Source organism: Kitasatospora sp. Root107, assembly GCF_001424875.1.
Taxonomy (GTDB): Bacteria; Actinomycetota; Actinomycetes; order Streptomycetales; family Streptomycetaceae; genus Kitasatospora.
This window is the reverse complement of the sequence record NZ_LMCT01000012.1, coordinates 28,809-47,231: the sequence shown is the minus strand read 5'-3', so window position 1 is coordinate 47,231 and position 18,423 is coordinate 28,809. Positions and strand designations below refer to the sequence as shown.

Here is an 18,423-nt window from a genome sequence, read left to right as displayed (position 1 = left end):
GTACGCTGGCCCGGTGACCGAGACTCCTCGCCCCCGACGCAGTGGTCTGCGTGGCTTCGGCCACGACGGGCCCTCCCCCTGGACCGATCTGGAGCGGCCGCCGCTCGACCAGGCCGCGCTGCGGCGGGACCTGCTGACCCCCGGCAGCCTGTGGACGGCGCTGGACGTGGTGGCCGGCACCGGCTCGACCAACACCGACCTGGCGGCCCGGGCGAAGCAGGGCGCAGCCGAGGGCGCGGTGCTGGTGGCCGAGGAGCAGACGGCCGGCCGGGGCCGGCTGGAGCGGCAGTGGTCGGCGCCCGCGCGCTCCGGCCTCTTCCTCTCGCTGCTGCTGCGGCCGAAGGACGTCCCGATGGAGCGGTACGGCTGGCTGCCGATCCTGGTCGGGGTGGCGGCCGCGGCCACCCTGAGCCGGGTCGCCGGGCTGGACACCGGCCTGAAGTGGCCGAACGACCTCCAGGTCACGGTCGGCGGCGCCGAGCGCAAGCTCGGCGGCATCCTGACCGAGCTGAGCGACGGCGCGGTGGTGGTCGGACTCGGCGTCAACATCTCGCTGCGCGAGGACGAGCTGCCGGTGCCCACGGCCACCTCGCTGGCCCTGGCCGGGGCCGAGGTGACCGACCGGGAGACCCTGCTGCGCTCGCTGCTGCGCGAGTTCGCCGAGCTGTACGGCGAGTGGGTGGCGGCTGCGGGTGACCCGAAGGCCAGTGGGCTGCTGCCCGCGTACACCGCCAGGTGCACCACCCTGGGCCGTCCGGTGAAGGTCCAACTGCCGGGCGACCGCGAGCTGTTGGGCGAGGCGGTGGCGATCGACGGGGACGGCAGACTGGTGGTCAGGACGGCCGACGGCACCCGCCACCCGGTGGCCGCCGGGGATGTCGTGCACGTACGGCCGCAGCAGGCCTGAAACCGTCCGGCTCGTGGACACGGCGTTGTCCACGAGCCGGTCGGCTCTCCGGCGGATGCCCCGGATCGCGGGATTCCGTGCGACGATTCCACCTGGCAGCGGTGTGAGGCGCACCACTACCCGCGTGGTGGTCGGCGCCCCTGGACAGGCAGGACATGAGGCAAGTGCGGCAACCGCACGGGGACGTACCGGTGGAGCACGAAGGCGGCGGCGAGGAGCAGGACCACGACGGCCGGACGGTCGCGCTGGACCTGGAGCGCCTGATCCTCGACGCACCGCGCAGATATACGCCGTACCAGGCCGCCCGTGCCGCCGACGTCCCGATGGAGCTGGCCACCAGGTTCTGGCGGGCGATGGGCTTCCCCGATATCGGCCAGTCCCGGGCCCTCACCGACGGCGACGTGATCGCGCTGCGCCGACTGGCCGGTCTGGTCGAGTCGGGACTGCTCAGCGAGTCGATGGCGATCCAGGTGGCCCGCTCCACCGGCCAGACCACCGCCCGGCTGGCCGGCTGGCAGATGGACACCTTCCTGGACAACCTGACCCAGGCCGTCGAACCCGGGCTGACCAGGGCCGAGGTGGCGTACCCGCTGGTCGAGTTGCTGCTGCCGGAGCTGGAGCAGTTCCTGGTGTACGTCTGGCGGCGTCAACTCGCCGCCGTCACCGGTCGGGTGGTGCAGGCCGCCGAGGACACCGAGATCACCAGCGGTCGGCTCGCGGTCGGTTTCGCGGATCTGGTCGGTTTCACCCGGCTGTCCCGCCGCCTGGAGGAGGAGGAGCTCGGCGAGCTGGTGGAGAGCTTCGAGAACACCTGCTCCGACCTGATCGCCGGTCACGGCGGCCGGGTGGTGAAGACCCTCGGTGACGAGATCCTGTACGTCTCGGAGGACCCGGCCACCGCCGCCGAGATCGCGCTCAGCCTGGTCGAGACGCTGGCCGACGTGGAGAACATCCCGGCCCTGCGGGTCGGCATGGCCTTCGGCACCGTGACCTCCCGGATGGGCGACGTCTTCGGCACCACGGTCAACCTGGCCAGCCGGCTCACCTCGATCGCGCCCAAGGACGCCGTGCTGCTGGACGGCGAGTTCGCGGCCGCGCTGGAGGGGAGCGGCGCCGCCGAGCCCTCCGGTGAGCCGGACAGCACCGAACGGGCCGGGCCGCACCGCTTCCACCTGCAGCCGATGTGGCGCCGCCCGGTCCGTGGCCTGGGGCTGGTGGAGCCGTGGCTGCTCACCCGGATCGGGCGCACCCACCTGCCGTAGTACCGGCGGCCGGGCACCGGATTCACCCGGCTCCACCTCGAAAGCTCCCCGACAAAACAGACAAAGTCTTAACAAAGCGTCATAACCTTGGTGCAGAGCGGGAAGATCAACCTGCACCAGGGACGAGGCGAGCCGGTGAGCGAGGCGACCATGGCGGAGTGCGTACAGGCACCGTCGACGGACCGACGGTTGCGCGCGGTGGTCGAGCTGGCCCAGGACATGGCGGGGGCGCTGACCCCGTTGGAGGCGGTCCGGGCCGCCGCCGTCCGGGCCACCACCGCGCTCGGTGCGACGATGGCCGCCGTCTCGGTCTGGGACCGCGAGTCCGGCCGGCTGCGGGTGCTGGTCAACCACGGGGACCTGGCGGCGGGGGAGGAGGAGCTCCCCGAGGACGAGTCGTACCCGGTGGCCGACTTCCCGGAGATCGTCACCTACCTGGAGGAGCGCTGGAGCACCGGCCGCCTCCCGCGCGCCTGGGTGCAGACCGCTGAGAACACCGAACCGCACACCCCGCACGCGCACCCCGGCGCGGGCGCGTTCTGCCAGCAGCGCGCCGCCGGACTGCGCCGGCGCGGCCGGGCGTGCTGCCTGGTCGCGCCGATCGTGCTGCACGGCCAGGCCTGGGGCGAGCTCTACCTGGCCCGGACGCTCGGGCTTGACGTCTTCAGCGACTCCGACGCCGAGTACGCCACCCTGCTGGCCGCCCAGATCTCGGCCGGCCTTGCCGCCACCGAACGCCTCGCCGACCTGCGCCGGCTCGCCTTCACCGACCCGCTCACCGGCCTGGCCAACCGCCGCGCGGTGGACGCCCGGCTGGAGAGCGCGCTGCAGGCGCACAACCGGGACGGCACCGTGGTGTCGCTGGTGGTCTGCGACGTCAACGGCCTCAAGCGGGTCAACGACCGGCTCGGCCACGAGGTCGGTGACCGGCTGCTGGAACGGTTCGCCCACCAGCTCTCGCTGGCCGCCGCCCGGCTGCCGGGATCGCTGGCCGCCCGGCTCGGCGGTGACGAGTTCTGCCTGCTCGCGGAGGGCCAGAAGGCCGACGAGGTGGTCGCGGTGGCCGAGGAGCTGTGCGCCCGGGCCCTTCAGCTGGCCGACGGCGAGGGCGTGGCCTGCGGGGTCGCCTCCACCGGCGACTCGATCGGTCCGGTGACCACCCCCGACCGGCTGTTCCGGCTCGCCGACGCCGCGCAGTACCGGGCCAAGGGCGCCAGGGCGGCCCACCCCGTGGTGGCAGGACGCAGCCACGGCCCCGGCTTCTCGCCCGACCCCACCGTGCTGCTCGCGGACGCCGCCGACCCGCACCACCGCGCCGACGGCCGCCCGCGCCCCGGCCGGATCGGGGCCGCCGACCGCCGCCGGTTCCGCGGCGCCGCGCACAGCGCAGATCCGGGCCAGCTGCTCAACGTGGTGCTCGGCGAGCTCGACCGCAGCGGGGCCGGCCGGGCCAGCCACCCCGCCGACACCATCAGCCGGCTGGCCGTGGTCGCCGAGACCGCCGCCCGGCTGCTGGACGCGGTCGGCTGGTGGATCTCGTACGTGGCACCGGGCTCGCAGTTCATGCGCACCTCCCGGCACGCCGTGTACCGGATGACCAGCGGTCCGACCAGCGCCGGGGCGGAGACCCAGCGGGCCCAGATCGAGGCGCCCGACGCGGTCTTCGACCTCGGCCACTACCCGCTCACCCGCCGGACGGTGCGCGGCGGCGCGTTCGCGCTGCGCGCGGGGGCGGCCGGGAACGACCCGGCCGAGGAGGCGATGATGATGGTCAGCGGCTACAAGGCGATGGTCGCGGCGGGCGGCGGCAACGCGGCGGGCGGCTGGCTGCTCGAGCTCTTCGCGGACGAGGCCACCCTGCCGTTCGGTCAGATCGCCCCCGCCCTCCGCTCGTTGGTCGCGGTGGCACTGGCCGGGCCCGCCTCGCCACCGCCGTGAGCCGCGCCGTCACGGTCGTCACAGCTCTGGCACAAGGCTGTCGCGTCGGCCCGGCCTCTGCCACAGTGGGCGGCAACGCCGGCCGGAGGGGCCTGGGCGGGAACGAGGTACGGGGAACATGCGGACACGACTGGCTGCCACACTGCTCACGATGACGCTCGCCTTCGGCGGGTTGACCGCCACCACCGCCACGGCCAGCGCCGCGAGCGTGCAGCCGAGGAACAGTGTCACGCTGACGGCCGTTCAGGGTGCGCTGCCGAGCGACGCCGTGCTGGTGGTCGCCGCCCCCGCCGTCGCCAAGACGGTCGCGACCACCGAGCTGGCCAAGTCGAAGAGCAAGAAGAAGAAGAAGGGTCTGTCCGTCGTCGCCATCCTGATCATCCTGGTGCTGCTCGGCCTGCTGGCCGCCGCGGTGATCCTGGTGGTGCTGGCGATGAAGCGGCGCGGCAACGACCGGCACTGACCACCGCGCCGAGGCGGCCCTCCGACGGGCCTGAGATCGGCCGGTACGGGTTTCCACCTGGCAGAGTACGGCTCCGCCCGGGGGTGAGGTCACCCCCTCTCACCAGTGGTTCTTCCTTCGCTTCGCAGGTCCCCGACGGCTCGTCAGGCCAGTTCGGCCCGCCCTACGATCCCGGCGTCCGGGACACGGTGGTGGAGGGGAGCGACTCGATGACGACGGTGGCAGCGGAGACGGATCCGTACGGCCGGTCACTGGCCGAGCTGTTCGCGGCGCAGGTGCGCAGGCACCCGCAGCGGTACGCGGTCGACGGGCCGCAGCAGCGGTACACGTACGCCGAACTCGGTGCGCTGGCCGAGCGGTTCGCCCGTGGGCTGGGTGGTGCCGGGGTGGGCCGGGGTGCGGTGGTCGGGGTGCTGGGGCAGCGTGGGCCTGAAGCCTGTGCGGCACTGCTCGGCGTGGCCTACGCCGGGGTGAGCTACCTGCCGCTGGACGCCGCGCTGCCGCCCGAGCGCCTGCACGGCATGCTGGCCGACGCCGGTGCGGTGGCCGTGGTCCGGCTGCCGGGGGCGGGCCGGCTCGCCGGGGCGGACGTGCCGGTGCTGCGGTACCAGGAGGTGCTGGCGGCAGGGGAGTCGGCGGGTGAGGAGCCGTTCGAGCTGCCGGGCCCGGAGGCGGCGGCGTACGTGATGTTCACCTCCGGCACCACCGGCCGGCCGAAGGCGGTGGCGGTGCCGCAGCGCGGGGTGGCCCGGCTCTCGGTGGCCAACGGCTTCTTCGAACCCGGCCCCGAGGACCGGGTGCTGCACGCCGCGACGCTCTCCTTCGACGCCTCGGTGCTGGAGTTCTGGCCGACCCTGCTGAACGGCGCCTGCCTGGTGCCGGTCCCCTCCGAAGTGCTGCTGTCCGCACCGGAGTTGCACCGGGTGGTGCGGGAGCGGGGGATCACCGCGCTGTTCCTCACCACCAGCATCTTCCACCGGATCGCCGGAGAACGGCCGGAGACCTTCGCGGGCCTGCGCTACGTGCTGACCGGCGGCGAGGCGCTGCGGGCGGACGCCGCCCGGCGGGTGCTCGAACTCGGCCGCCCGCAGCACCTGGTGAACGCCTACGGGCCCACCGAGGCGGCCTGTGTGGCCACCGCCCACCTGATCACCGAGGTCCCGGCGGAGGCGACCGGGGTGCCGATCGGCCGCCCGATCGCCGACACCGTCTGCCATGTGCTGCGCGAGGACGGCAGCCCGGCCGGCGTCGACGAGGAGGGCGAGCTGTATCTCGGTGGCGGCGGGATCGCCACCGGCTACCTGAACGACCCCGAGGAGAGCGCCCGCCGGTTCCGCACCCTCGGCCTCGGGCCCGACGGTGCGCCCCAACTGCTGTACCGAAGTGGTGACTTCGTGCTCCGTCGACCGGACGGCAGGCTGGAGTTCCGGGGCCGCAGGGACGACCAGGTCAAGGTGCGCGGCTTCCGGATCGAACCGGAGGAGGTCCGCCGCGCGCTGACCGCCCACCCGGACGTCACCGACGCGGTGCTGGTGGCCCGCGAGGACGGCACCACCCGACGGCTGGCCGCCTACGTCGCCGTCCGGGCCGGATCTGCGCCCACCGCAGCGGAGTTGCGGGCCCACCTGGGTGAGCGGCTGCCCGCCTTCATGGTCCCGGCCACCGTCACGGTGCTGGACCGGCTGCCGCTGGCCGCGAACGGCAAGGTGGACCGGGCCGCGCTGCCCGAGCCGGCCCGGGCCGCCGAGCAGTCGCAGCCGGAGCCCGGTACCGAGTCGGTGGCCGACACCGTGGCCCGGGTGTGGGCCGCGGTGCTGCCCGCCGGCCGGGCCGAACCGGAGGAGGACTTCTTCGCGGCCGGCGGCAGCTCACTGCTGGCCGTCCAGCTGGTGGCCCGGGTGCAGCAGGAGCTGGGTATCAGCGACCTGCACAACTACCGACTGGTCACCGAGTTGCTCGGCGAACCGGTGCTGGGGGCCTTCGGCGCGGCCGTGGCGGAGCTGGTCCGCACCGCCGCCGCCGAGCAGCCGGCCGCCCCGGTCGACCGCTGGCGGCCCGACCTGAGCTGGGACCAGCCCCGGATCACCACCACGTTCCCCCGGCCGGGCTGGCGCACCCCGCACCACGTGTTCCTCACCGGCGCCACCGGCTTCTTCGGCGCCTACCTGCTGCGCGAACTGCTCGACCGTACCGACGCGGACGTGCACGCCCTGGTCCGGGCCCGCGACACCGACCACGCCCACCGCCGGCTCGCCGAGGCGCAGCTCAGGTACGGCATCGACCGGCCGCTGCCCGCCCACCGGGTGCGCCCGGTGCTCGGCGATCTGGCCAAGCCCGGACTGGGCCTGAGCGAGCTCGAGTGGGACTACCAGGCCGGCAACACCGACGTGATCCACCACTGCGGAGCCGAGGTCAACTTCCTCTACCCGTACGAGAAACTGCGGGCCGCCAATGTGCACGGCACCCAGGAGATCATCCGGCTCGCGGCCGCCCGGGCCGTCCCGCTGCACCACATCTCCACCGTCGCGGTGGTGCACGGCATGGGGGCGGCCGGGGTCCGGGAGGTCACCGAAGCCACCCCGCTCGACCACGTCGAACTGCTGTCGATGGGCTACACCGAGAGCAAGTGGGTAGCCGAGGAGCTGGTCCGGGGCGCCGGCAGGGCCGGGCTGCCGGTCGCCATCCACCGCCCGTACGAGCTGTCCGGGGACACCACCGGGTACACCTGGAACAGCGCCGCCGCGCTCTGCGAGTTCTTCCGGGTGATCGCCGAACTGCGGCTGGCCCCCGACCTCGACCTGCCGCTCAACCTGGTGCCGATCGACTTCGCGGCCGGCGCGGTGGTCCGCCTGTCGACCCACCGGCCCGCCGAGGGGCAGACCTACCACCTGACCAACCCGCGCGAGGCGATGCTCGGCGACCTGGTGGAGCGGCTGCGCGCGTACGGCCACCCGATCCGCACCGTCGGCTACCACGCCTGGGTGGACGCCCTGCTCGCCCACCTCGCGGACCGTCCGGACCACCCGTTCGCGCCGTTCGTCCCGCTGTTCACCACCGAGGCCGCGGGCGGCGGCGCGACCGTCGAGGAGCTCGCCACCTCGCGCTTCTCGCCCCGGCTCGACCGGGCCGGGATCGAACGGGACCTGGCGGGCAGCGGCCTGGTCTGCCCGCCCGTCGACGCCGAGCTGCTGGACCGCTACCTCGACTACTTCCACGCCTCCGGCTTCATCGCGGCCCCGCTCGCCGAGGAGGCCGTCGGTGTCTGAACTCCTCTGGGCGGTGCCGACCACGGACCTGTCCGATCCCAGGGCCTTCCTGCCCGAGCCGCCGTACCAGCTCTGGGCCGAGCAGCGGCGCAGCGGCCGACTGCACCGGCAGGAGCGGGAGGGCGCCCCGGCGTTCCACTCGGTGACCCGCTACCGCGACATCGACGCCGTGCTGCGGGACTCGACCGGCTACAGCTCCGAGTGGGGCATGACCCTGGACACCGCGCTCGGCGAACCGGATCCGGCAGCCGGGCGGATGATCGAGCTGACCGACCCGCCACGCCATCAGCGGCTGCGCAAGCTGGTCAGCAGCGGGCTGACCCGCTCCGCCACCCGCACCATGGACGGCCTGCTCCGGGGCCGGGTCGAGCACTGGGTCGAGCAGGCCGTCCGGGCCGGCGAGACGGACTTCGTCGGCTCGGTCGCCGCCCGGGTACCGTCCGCCGGGGCCGGGTTGCTGCTTGGCCTCCCCGAGCGCGAGTGGGCCACCCTGGCCGACCGGGCGAGCCGCGCCGTCTGCGGCTCGCTCGGCGAACACGACCCCGGTGCCGGTGACCTGACGGCCCGTCGGCGTTCCACCGCGACCGCCAACGGGCAGCTGCTGGTGCACCTGGCCGGGCTGCTCGACCATGCCGAACTGGCCGAGGACGGGCTGATCCGCCGTCTGCTGGAGGCCGAGCTGGACGGCGACCGGCTGACCCGCGAGGAGGTTCTGCTGAACTGCCTCAACCTGGCGATCGGCGGCAACGAGACCACCAAGAACGCCACCGCCGCAGGCCTGGCCGCGTTCGCCGCGCACCCCGAGCAGTGGCAGTGGCTGCGCCGCCACCCCGAGCACGTCGACCGGGCGATCGAGGAGGTGCTGCGCTGGACCACACCCCCGCTGCACCTGGCCCGGACGGTGCTGCGCCCCACCCGCCTGGGCGGCACGGCGCTGGAGCCCGGCGACCTGCTCTGCCTCTGGCTGCCGTCGGCCAACCGGGACGAGGAGGTGTTCCCCGATCAGGACGTCTTCCGGGTCGACCGGGCGGTGAACCCGCACCTGTCGTTCACCAGTGGTCGGCACTTCTGCATGGGCGCCGCACTGGCCCGCAGTCAGCTCCGGCTGGTGCTGGAGGCGCTGCTGGCCCGGGTCGACACCATCACCCTGCTCGGGCCGCCGACCCGCAGGGCGTCCAACTTCGTGGCCGCCTACGACACCCTCCCGGTCGCTCTGTCGGCGGCCGGATAGGGAGCTTTAGGCCGACCGGCAATTGGTGGGCGGTGTCGCGTCGCCGGGGCACGCACCTCGCCGGCTTCTCGTCGGTCGCCGATGCTCCGCATGGACTCCCTCCTCGGCACCGCCGAGCCACGCACCCCAACGCCGCTCCTTCACCCGCCCCCCATGGCCGGTCGGCCTTAGTCGAGGAACAGCCCGCGTGCGGCGGCGGACTGCTCGATCGACTCCAGCCGGGCCTCGGCACCGGGGATGAAGTCGCACATGGTCTGCAGCAGCACCCGCCCGAGCATCATCGGTGCGCAGGCGGTGTCGAAGACCAGCCCGGTGCCGACGGCGGCCGGCAGCAGCAGGTCGGAGAGCTTGGCGACCGGGGCGAAGGCGCTGTCGGCCACCGTCAGCACGGTCAACCCGCAGTCCCGCGCGACCGTCAGAGCCTCCATCAGCTCCTTGGGGTAGCGCGGCAGCGCGAAGCAGAGCAGGGCCGAGGCCCCGGCCGCGACCGCCTGCTCCAGCCGGTCGGCGAGCATCGAGCCGCCCTCGTCCAGCAGCCGGACGTCGGGGTGCACCTTGGCGGCGAAGTACGCGAAGCCCCTGGCCTGCGCGGAGGCGGCCCGCAGGCCGAGCACGGGCAGCGGCCGGGAGGCGGCCAGCAGCCGGGCGGCCCGGACGATCGGCTCGGGGTCGGCGAGCAGCTCGGCGAGGTGGCGCAGGTGGGCGATCTCGGCGAGTACGGCCTGCTGGTGCTCGTTGCGGACCACGTCGGCGTGCGACTCGGGTGCGACCGGTTCGCCCGCGCCGAGTTCGCGGAGCTGCTTGCGCAGGGCCGGGTAGCCGTCGAAGCCGAGCGCGACCGCGAACCGGGTGACCGAGGGCTGGCTGACGCCGGCCAGTTCGGCGACCTCGACGCTGGAGAGGAACGGCGCCTCGGCGGCGTGCTTCACCAGCGAGTGGGCGATCCGGCGCTGGGTCGGGGTGAGCCGGTGCCCATCGAACAGCTGGAGCAGCCGGGCGGAGGGCCCGACCGTACCCGTGTCGTCCGTGGCGGTCATCAGCGATTCCTCCGGGCAGCTCGGGCGGTGCTCCGGACGACTGTGCAGCAGTCCGGGGACACCGGCAATGAGGTATCGAACGGTGGGACGGGGCGGGCGCTCTCGGGGTGACCCTGATTTACCCCTGAGGTGTCCCGGAAACCGCAGACCTGAAGTGGACCGGGCCGGGCGCGGGACGACAGGATGACCGGTATGAACAGTCGCCAGGACGACCTGAAGCGTGATCTCGACGCGGCCTTGCAGACCCGCAAGGAGCTCGGGCAGGAGTACGAGACGGAGATCGTCGACTCATTCCTGACCCGACTGGACGCCCGGATCGACGCCCAGGTCGACCAGCGGGTGGAGGACCGGCTGGCCCAGCACGGAGTGGGTGACGGGCCGCGCGGCGGCCGGAGTTGGACGGCCTCCGGACGGCTGCCACTGATCTCGCTGGGCCTGGCCATTCCGCTCACCGCCATCTCGGCCGGCGAGCACCTGCCCGGGATGCTGGTCTGCTGGGCGGGCATCGTCGGGGTCAACTTCGCCGCCGCCCTCGCCGGGCGCGGAGAGCGCCGCTCCCGCAGCCGGAGCGACTGGCACTGACGTCCAGTCACCCCGGCCTGGTGGGCACTACGCCAGCGGTCCGGTGACCTTCTCGACCGCGGTGACCAGCTCGCCGGTGGCGACCAGTGCGGCGGCGGCCTCCAGGTCGGGCGAGAGGTACCGGTCGCGGCCGGCGCCGCCGACCCCGGCGGCCCGGGCGGTGGCCAGGGCAGCGGCGGTGGCGGGGGCCAGCGGGCCGCTGCCGTTGTCGAGTCGGATCTCCAGCGCGCGGGCCGAGGCGGTCAGTTCGACGGCCAGGATGCGGCCGAGGTTCTCCACCGACTGACGCAGCTTGCGGGCGGCGGACCAGCCCATCGAGACGTGGTCCTCCTGCATCGCGGAGGACGGGATCGAGTCCACCGAGGCCGGGACGGCGAGCCGCTTGTTCTCACTCACCAGGGCGGCCTGGGTGTACTGAGCGATCATCAGGCCGGAGTCCACGCCCGGGTCGTCGGCCAGGAAGGCCGGCAGACCGTGCGAGCGGGCCTTGTCCAGCAGCCGGTCGGTGCGGCGCTCGGAGATCGAGCCCAGGTCGGCGGCGGCGATGGCCAGGAAGTCCAGCACGTACGCGACCGGGGCGCCGTGGAAGTTGCCGTTCGACTCGACCCGGCCGTCGGGCAGCACCACCGGGTTGTCGACCGAGGCGGCCAGCTCGCGGGAGGCGACCAGCTGGGCGTGCGCCAGGGTGTCCCGGCCGGCGCCCGCGACCTGCGGGGCGCAACGGATCGAGTACGCGTCCTGGACCCGGGGCGCGTCGTCCTGGTGATGGCCCGTCAGGGCGGAGCCCTTGAGCACGGCGAGCATGTTGGCGGCGGACAGCGCCTGGCCCGGGTGCGGGCGGATCGGGCCGTGCAGCTCGGGGGCGAGCACCTTGTCGGTGCCGAGCAGTGCCTCCAGCGACATCGCGGCGGTGATGTCGGCGGTGGTGAACAGGCGGGCCAGGTCGGCCAGCGCCATCACCAGCATGCCGAGCATGCCGTCGGTGCCGTTGATGAGGGCCAGGCCCTCCTTCTCCAGCAGCTCGACCGGCTTGATGCCGGCCTCGGCGAGCAGCTCGCCGGCGTCCCGCTCGACGCCGTCCGGGCCGAACGCGGTGCCCTCGCCCATCAGGGCGAGCGCGCAGTGCGACAGCGGCGCCAGGTCGCCGGAGCAGCCGAGCGAGCCGAACTCCCGGACCACCGGGGTGATCCCGGCGTTCAGCAGGGCGGCCATGGTCTGCGCGACCAGCGGGCGGACCCCGGTGCGGCCGGAGGCCAGCGTCTTCATCCGCAGGAAGATCAGCGCGCGGACCACCTCGCGCTCCACCACCGGGCCCATGCCGGCGGCGTGCGAGCGGACCAGCGAGCGCTGGAGCTGGGCCCGCAGCTCGGGGCTGATGTGCCGGACGGCGAGCGCCCCGAAGCCGGTCGAGATGCCGTACACCGGGCGCGGCTCGGCGGCCAGCGCGTCGATCCGGGCGCGGGCGGTGGCCATCTCGGCGAGCGCGTCGGGGCCGATCTCGACCCGGGCGTTGCCGCGCGCGACGGCGATCACGTCCTCCGCACTGACGTCGGCCTTGCCGACCAGGACCAGCGGAGCGTCGGGGTCCACAGCACTGTGCATATCCATATACACAATCACACCAGGTGAATGAAGATATGACAACTACGGTGCGGACACCTGGGCGAACGAGCGCCGGTACGAGCGGGGCGGCACGCCTCGGCGGCGGACGAACTGTTCGCGCAGCACCGCCGCGCTCCCGTACCCGACCCGGCGGGCGATCTCCTCGACCGGCAGGCTGGTGGTCTCCAGCAGTTCCTCGGCCCGGCTGAGCCGCAGGTTCAGCAGCCAGGAGTGCGGGGTGGTGCCGGTGGCCGCGGTGAAGCGGCGGGCGAAGGAGCGCCGGCTCATCAGGGCGCGGCGGGCCAGCTCGGCGACCGGGAGCGGCTGGTCGAGGTGCTCGCGGGCCCAGCCGAGCACCTCGCCGAGCCGTTCGTCCTGACAGTCCTCGGGGACGGGCGCCGCCACGTACTGGGCCTGCCCGCCGTCCCGGTGCGAGGGCAATACCAGGTCCCGGGCGATCGCGTTGGCCGTCGCGGCGCCGTACTCCCGTCGGATCAGGTGCAGGCAGAGGTCGAACCCGGCCGCCGCGCCCGCGCCCGTGACCAGCGGACCTTCGTCGACGTACAGGGCGGTGGAGTCGACCTCGACGGCCGGGTACTGACGGCCCAGCAGGTCGGCGAACCGCCAGTGGGTGGTGGCCCGGCGGCCGTCCAGCAGCCCGGCGGCCGCGAGGGCGAAGGCGCCGACGCAGTGGCTGGCGACCAGTGCGCCGCGCCGGTGGGCGGCTGACAGGGCGTCAAGGACGGCGGGTGCCGGTGGGGTGCGGAAGTCCGCCCAGGGCAGCGTGAGGACCAGATCGGCGGTGGCCAGCCGCTCCAGGCCGTGTCCGACCACGAGCGGCAGGCCGGTGTCGGTCCTGACCTGCCCGGGACGGTCGGTGCAGAGCGCGAAGTCGAAGACGGGCAGGCCGCCCCCGCGCGGGTCGAACACCTCGGCGACGATGCCCGCGGCCAGCATGCCGACGCCGGACGGGGCGTAGGCGGCGACGGTCAGAAAGGACATGCGGGGAGTGTGGCACGAATCCCGCGATCGGCGGCAGAAAGGCCACTCGTACGGATCCGGCCTGCCCGGAAGACTCACAGCCATGACAGACGCACCGCTCGGCCGCAGCGCCGAGTACACGATCCTGACCACCGGTTACACCCTCTCGACCGGCCCCGGGGTGGCCGCCACCGTCTCCTACCTGCGGGACGGTGACCGGCACGTGATCGTCGACCCGGGCATGGTGGCGAGCCGGGACCGCATCCTCGGCCCGCTGGCCGAGTTGGGGCTCGGCCCCGACGACATCACCGACGTGGTGCTCAGCCACCACCACCCGGACAACACCATGAACGTCGGCCTGTTCGGCCCGGCCCGGGTGCACGACCACAAGGCGATCTACCAGGCCGACCAGTGGACCGACCGGGACGCCGAGGGCTTCGAGCTCACCCCGTCGCTGCGCCTGATCCGCACCCCCGGCCACAGCCCCGAGGACATCACCCTGCTGGCCGGTACGCCCGAGGGCGTGGTGGCCTTCGTCGGCGACCTCTGGTGGCGGCCGAACGGCCCGGTGGAGGACCCGGTCGCCCCGGACCACGACCGGCACCGCACCTCACGGCTGCGCGTCCTGGCCGCCGCCGACCTGCTGGTGCCCGGCCACGGACCCGCGTTCAAGGCCGACGAGAACGCACCGCTCTAGGGCCGTTGGGCAGTGACGAGACCGGATTCGTAGGCCGCGATGACCGCCTGGGCGCGGTCCCGGACGGCGAGTTTGTCGAAGATGCTGGTGATGTGGTTCTTGACCGTGGAGAGGCTGAGCTCCAGGGCGCGGGCGATCCCGGCGTTGTCGAGGCCGGTGGCCATCAGGCGCCACACCTCGACCTCGCGGGGCGTGAGTTCACCCAGGTCGACCGGGGCCGGACGCGCTTCGCGCGGTGCCCGTACGTAGGTGGAGATCAGCCGGGTGAGCAGGCGCGGCGCGACCACGGCCTCGCCGGTGTGGACGGTGCGGATCGCCGCGCCCAGGTCCTCCGGGGAGCTGTCCTTGGGCAGGAAGCCGTAGGCACCGGCGCGCAGCGCGCCGACCACGTACTCGTCCAGGTCGAAGGTGCTGAGGGCCAGCACCCGGCAGCCGGGCAGGGTGGCGGTGAGCTCCGCGGTCGCGGCCACCCCGTCGAGGACGGGCATCCGGATGTCCATCACCACGACGTCGGGGCGCAGCCGGGCGGCGAGGGTGACGGCCTGAGCGCCGTTCTCGGCCTCGCCCACCACCTCGATGGACGGGTCGGGGGAGAGGATCAGCGACAGGCCGCGCCGGACCAGCGGCTGGTCGTCCGCGATCAGCACCCTGATCGGCGTCACCGGTGCACCTCCTCCGTGGTCAGCGGGAGCTCGGCCAGCACGGCGAAGCCTCCCTCGGGCTGGGGGCCGACGGTGAGCGTTCCGCCGTGCAGGGCGACGCGCTCGCGCATCCCGATCAGGCCGTAGCCGCCCGGCCCGGCCGCCTCGCTCGGTGGCGATCCGCCCCCGCCGTCGTCCCGCACCTCGACGGTGATCCGATCCTGACGGTACGTCAGCCACACGGAGGCGCGGGCGGCGCCCGCGTACTTGCGGGTGTTGGTCAGGGCCTCCTGGGCGATCCGGAACACCGTCAGACCGACGGTCGGCGGCAGCGGGCGTACCGCCCCGTGAACCGTGAGCTCGGTCGGCAGCCCGGCCAGCCGGGACTCGGCCACCAGGCGGTCGAGGTCGTCGGCACCGGGCTGGGGCAGCGAGGGCGCGGCCTCCGGTTCGTCGTCGGCCCGCAGTACGTCGAGGAGTTGGCGCATCTCGCGGAGCGCGAGCCGCCCGGAGGACTCCAGGGTGACCAGGGCGTCCCGGACCACCTCGGGGTCGGCGAGGTTGGCCCGGGCGCCGCCGGCCATCAGCTGCATGGTGGTGATGTGGTGGGCCACGATGTCGTGCAACTCCCGTGCGATGCGGCGGCGTTCGTCTGCCACCGCACGGTCGGCGAGCAGCCTGCGGTTGGCCTCCACCTCGCGCTGCCAGCGGGTCACCGCGAGCGCGGCGCCGACCACGATCAGGACGGAGAGCGGCGGGCCGACGGCCTCCCGCCAGGGCGGAATCCGGTCACTGCTCTGGCTCAGCACCGTCAGCGCCGCCGTCGCGACAGCGGCGACCGCCGTCACCCGGCCGGGGCAGGCCCTGGCGACCGAGTACAGGGCGACGACCAGGACGGCACCGAAGTGGCTGGGCAGCGGGAGGGCCAGCGCGGCGGTCGCGTCGAGGGCCAGTACGGCGGCGAGCACCGCCACCGGGTGGCTGCGCCGGGCGAGCAGCGGCACGGCCGCCAGCGCGACGAGCAGGAACCCGGGCACGCTCACCTGGTGCCGGCCGCCGGGGTCGGTGAAGAACACGTAGCTGAGCAGGTTCAGCGCGCAGGCCCCGGCCGTCACCAGCGCGTCGTTGCGGGACCACGGTGGCTCGTCGCTGCTGCTGGGCATGTCCGTTCCCCCTCTGTCCGGCTTCCCGGACAGCCTTGCACAGCGGCCGCAGCGGGCAGTACCGGCGGCGGACCGGGGCCGTGACCAGGACCCTGGTCCTGGTCACGGGCCGGGGGAGGACCCAGGGCCCTGGTGCTGATCATCCGCTGCCACGACGCCCGCCGGCCCCTCGGACTGATGGTCTGGAGACCGGCCGGGAACCCCCGGTCGAGGTCCGCACTCGAGCCCGTCCGCCGGAGGACACCGTGATCCGCGCCCTGACCGGATACTCCACCAGAAACCCATGGAAGGTCATCGGCCTCTGGGCGGTGCTGGGTTTCGCCCTGATCGCCCTGGCGCCGACCATGACGGCCCGGGTCACCCAGCACCAGACCGGGAACTTCCTGCCCCCGAGCTACGACTCGGCCGCCGCGCTGCGGATCGCCCAGGAGCAGTTCGGGGTCGACCCCGACGCCACCACGGTGACGGTCCTGGTCGCCAGGTCCGACGGCAGCGCCCTCAGCGCCGCCGACCAGCAGCGGGTCGAGGCGGAGGCGGCGAAGCTGTCCCAGCGCCGGGTGACCATGCCGAGGGAGGACGACGTCCCGCAGTTCCTGGTCCCGGACGCCTCCCAGACGCCCCGGATCGCCCCGGCGATGACGGCGCCCGACCGGAGCTTCGAGCTGCTCGCCGTCCAGTTGACCGGGAATCCTGCGGACCAGGGGGTCCAGGGCGTCTACCGGACTTTCCGGGACGCCACCCGGACGCAGTTCGCCGACTTGGGGATGCGCACCGGCTTCACCGGTGGTCTGGCCGACCAGGTCGACAGCACCGATGCCAACGAGACCGCCACCAAGGTCGGCGGCGCCCTCGTCACGGGGCTCATCGTCCTGCTCAACGTGCTGGTGTTCCGCAGTGTGCTGGCGGCCGTGCTGCCGCTGCTCGCGGTCGCCATGATCGGCGGTGTGGCGGCGGGTGCCGTCGCGGGTGCCGCGATGATCACCGGGAGCAAGCTCGACCCGGGCACCCCGGGCCTGATCAACGTGGTCCTGCTCGGCATCGGCATCGACTACCTGCTCTTCCTGCTGTTCCGCTTCCGCGAGCAGCTGCGCAACCGGCCCGAGCAGCCCGCCCGCGAGGCGGCCGCCCAGGTCTCCGGCCGGGTGGGCACCGCGATCACCTCGGCGGCGCTGACCATCGTGGCCGCGTTCGCCACGCTGGGCCTGGCGACCTTCGGGCAGTTCCGCTCGCTGGGCCCGGCCATCGCCACCGCGGTCCTGGTGATGCTGCTCGGCAGCCTCACCCTGATGCCCGCGCTGCTCGCGGCCGCCGGGCGCAAGATGTTCTGGCCCTCCCGCACCCTGCGCCGGGAGCCGCCCGAGGGCCGCGCCGCCCGCTTCGGCGCACTGGTCACCCGACGGCCGCTGGCCATGCTGGCCCTGTCCGTCGCCCTGCTCGCCGCGCTGGCCGCCGGGCTGACCGGCATCCGGATGGACTACGGCCGGGGCGGATCCGGGGAGCGGACGCCCGCGGTGGCCACCGCGGCGGAGATCTCGCGCGCGCTGCCGGCCGGAGTGTCGGACCCGACCAGCGTCTTCGTCACCGCCACCGACGGGGGCACCCTCAGCACCGCCGGGCTGGACGGCCTCTCCCGGGCACTCACCCAGGTCGGCGGCGTGGGCCAGGTCGCACCGACCGTCCTGAACAAGGACCACCGGGCCGCCCGGATCGACCTCTACCCGACCGCCGACCCGCAGAGCCAGCAGGCCCGCGACCTGGCCTCCGGGCCGATCCGGGCCGCGGCCGCCCAACACACGCCCGCCGGGACGACGGCACACGTGGGCGGGACGGCGGCGATCCTCGCCGACGTCGCGACCGCCGTCGACCACGACCTCACGATCGTGTTCCCGGTCGCGGCCGCGCTGATCGCGCTGATCCTGCTGCTGCTCCTGCGCAGCCTGTTCGCACCGGTGGTCCTGATGCTCTCCGTCGGGCTCGGCTTCGCCGCCACCCTGGGCGCCGCCACCCTGCTGTTCCAGCACGCCCTCGGCAGGCCGGGCGTCAGCTTCACCCTTCCCCTGGTGCTGTTCCTGTTCGTGGTGGCCCTGGGCACCGACTACAACATCCTGATCGCCGACCGGATCCGGGAGGAGATGCAGCGCCCGGGCCCGGCCCGGGCCGCCGTGGCCCGCGCGGTACGGCACACGGCACCGGCTATCGCGACGGCCGGTCTGGTGCTGGCCGGCTCCTTCGCCACGCTCGCCACCACCCCGGGGAGCGAACAGGTCGCGTTCGCGATGGCGCTCGGCATCATGCTCTCCGCGCTGGTCCTCTCGCTGGTGCTGGTCCCCGCTCTCGCGGCACTCCTCGGCCGGGCTCTCTGGTGGCCGGTCCGCCCGCGGCCCACCGCGGGTGGCCACCCGCAGCACCGTGAGACCGCGCCTGCCCCGGAGGTCGACCGGGTCACGGCGTACTGAAACCCGAGCGTGGTTCGACTCTCGCGAACCGGCCCGCGATGCGGCTCATCAAGCCCTCGAATGCTTCCTGCCGGCGGGCAGGGTCGACGCTGCGACCTGCGGCCACCGCCTGATCCTCTGTCTTCCGGACCTTCCTCGGCTCACCGATCAGCCGGTGGATTCGGGCTCAGGAATTGTGAATTCGCAGAAAGTAGGAG

At 73.8% G+C, this 18,423-nt stretch carries 13 protein-coding genes and 1 pseudogene; 9 read left to right on the top strand and 5 right to left on the bottom strand.

All coding sequences use genetic code 11. The features are described 5' to 3' along the window. Positions 1-13: 13 nt before the first annotated feature. The 6 genes and pseudogenes from ASC99_RS11835 (at position 14) to ASC99_RS11810 (ending at position 9,067) form a co-directional block, all read left to right on the top strand. Positions 14-907, top strand: coding sequence for a biotin--[acetyl-CoA-carboxylase] ligase (locus tag ASC99_RS11835; protein ID WP_235502473.1), 894 nt, complete (start codon positions 14-16; stop codon positions 905-907). A gap of 155 nt (positions 908-1,062) precedes the next feature. Continuing rightward, positions 1,063-2,169, top strand: a complete 1,107-nt coding sequence (locus ASC99_RS11830; RefSeq protein WP_082598266.1) for an adenylate/guanylate cyclase domain-containing protein — start codon at positions 1,063-1,065, stop codon at positions 2,167-2,169. Positions 2,170-2,319: 150 nt separating this feature from the next. Continuing rightward, positions 2,320-3,540 (top strand): annotated as a pseudogene (locus ASC99_RS40360) (diguanylate cyclase domain-containing protein); the annotation flags it as partial. A 718-nt stretch (positions 3,541-4,258) separates the two neighbouring features. Beyond that, the gene (locus ASC99_RS11820; RefSeq protein ID WP_157531493.1) at positions 4,259-4,570 is read left to right on the top strand and encodes a hypothetical protein; all 312 of its coding nucleotides are present in this window, start codon (positions 4,259-4,261) and stop codon (positions 4,568-4,570) included. A gap of 209 nt (positions 4,571-4,779) precedes the next feature. After that, positions 4,780-7,836 carry an amino acid adenylation domain-containing protein gene (locus ASC99_RS11815; protein ID WP_057231059.1) on the top strand — a complete coding sequence of 1,019 codons (3,057 nt, stop codon included), beginning with the start codon at positions 4,780-4,782 and terminating at the stop codon, positions 7,834-7,836. After that, entirely contained in the window at positions 7,829-9,067 is a 1,239-nt protein-coding gene (locus ASC99_RS11810) for a cytochrome P450 (RefSeq protein WP_057231057.1), read from the top strand. The genes ASC99_RS11815 and ASC99_RS11810 overlap by 8 nt, the downstream gene beginning before the upstream one ends. Positions 9,068-9,234: 167 nt before the next feature. Here the strand turns inward: ASC99_RS11810 and ASC99_RS11805 are convergent, their stop codons facing one another. Continuing rightward, positions 9,235-10,104, bottom strand: a complete 870-nt coding sequence (locus ASC99_RS11805; protein ID WP_057231055.1) for a MurR/RpiR family transcriptional regulator — start codon at positions 10,102-10,104, stop codon at positions 9,235-9,237. A gap of 192 nt (positions 10,105-10,296) precedes the next feature. Here ASC99_RS11805 and ASC99_RS11800 point away from each other — a divergent pair, with 192 nt between their 5' ends. Beyond that, the gene (locus ASC99_RS11800; protein WP_057231053.1) at positions 10,297-10,686 is read left to right on the top strand and encodes a hypothetical protein; all 390 of its coding nucleotides are present in this window, start codon (positions 10,297-10,299) and stop codon (positions 10,684-10,686) included. A gap of 27 nt (positions 10,687-10,713) precedes the next feature. On the opposite strand, the gene hutH is transcribed toward ASC99_RS11800, so the two are convergent. Next, a complete protein-coding gene (gene hutH, locus ASC99_RS11795) occupies positions 10,714-12,288 on the bottom strand; it encodes a histidine ammonia-lyase (RefSeq protein WP_157531531.1) in 1,575 nt (524 codons plus the stop codon). A gap of 42 nt (positions 12,289-12,330) precedes the next feature. Next, entirely contained in the window at positions 12,331-13,290 is a 960-nt protein-coding gene (locus ASC99_RS11790; protein WP_057231049.1) for a GlxA family transcriptional regulator, read from the bottom strand. Between the two features lie 82 nt (positions 13,291-13,372). Here ASC99_RS11790 and ASC99_RS11785 point away from each other — a divergent pair, with 82 nt between their 5' ends. After that, complete coding sequence (locus tag ASC99_RS11785; RefSeq protein WP_057231047.1) at positions 13,373-13,966, top strand: MBL fold metallo-hydrolase; 594 nt, start codon at positions 13,373-13,375, stop codon at positions 13,964-13,966. Here ASC99_RS11785 and ASC99_RS11780 read toward each other — a convergent pair. Together ASC99_RS11780 and ASC99_RS11775 are read right to left on the bottom strand one after the other, a co-directional pair. Further along, positions 13,963-14,628, bottom strand: a complete 666-nt coding sequence (locus ASC99_RS11780) for a response regulator transcription factor (RefSeq protein ID WP_057231045.1) — start codon at positions 14,626-14,628, stop codon at positions 13,963-13,965. The genes ASC99_RS11785 and ASC99_RS11780 overlap by 4 nt on opposite strands. Further along, positions 14,625-15,770 carry a sensor histidine kinase gene (locus ASC99_RS11775; RefSeq protein WP_057231043.1) on the bottom strand — a complete coding sequence of 382 codons (1,146 nt, stop codon included), beginning with the start codon at positions 15,768-15,770 and terminating at the stop codon, positions 14,625-14,627. Before ASC99_RS11775 ends, ASC99_RS11780 begins: the two co-directional genes overlap by 4 nt. 245 nt (positions 15,771-16,015) lie before the next feature. Here ASC99_RS11775 and ASC99_RS11770 point away from each other — a divergent pair, with 245 nt between their 5' ends. Beyond that, complete coding sequence (locus ASC99_RS11770; RefSeq protein ID WP_057231041.1) at positions 16,016-18,226, top strand: MMPL family transporter; 2,211 nt, start codon at positions 16,016-16,018, stop codon at positions 18,224-18,226. Positions 18,227-18,423 lie beyond the last annotated feature (197 nt).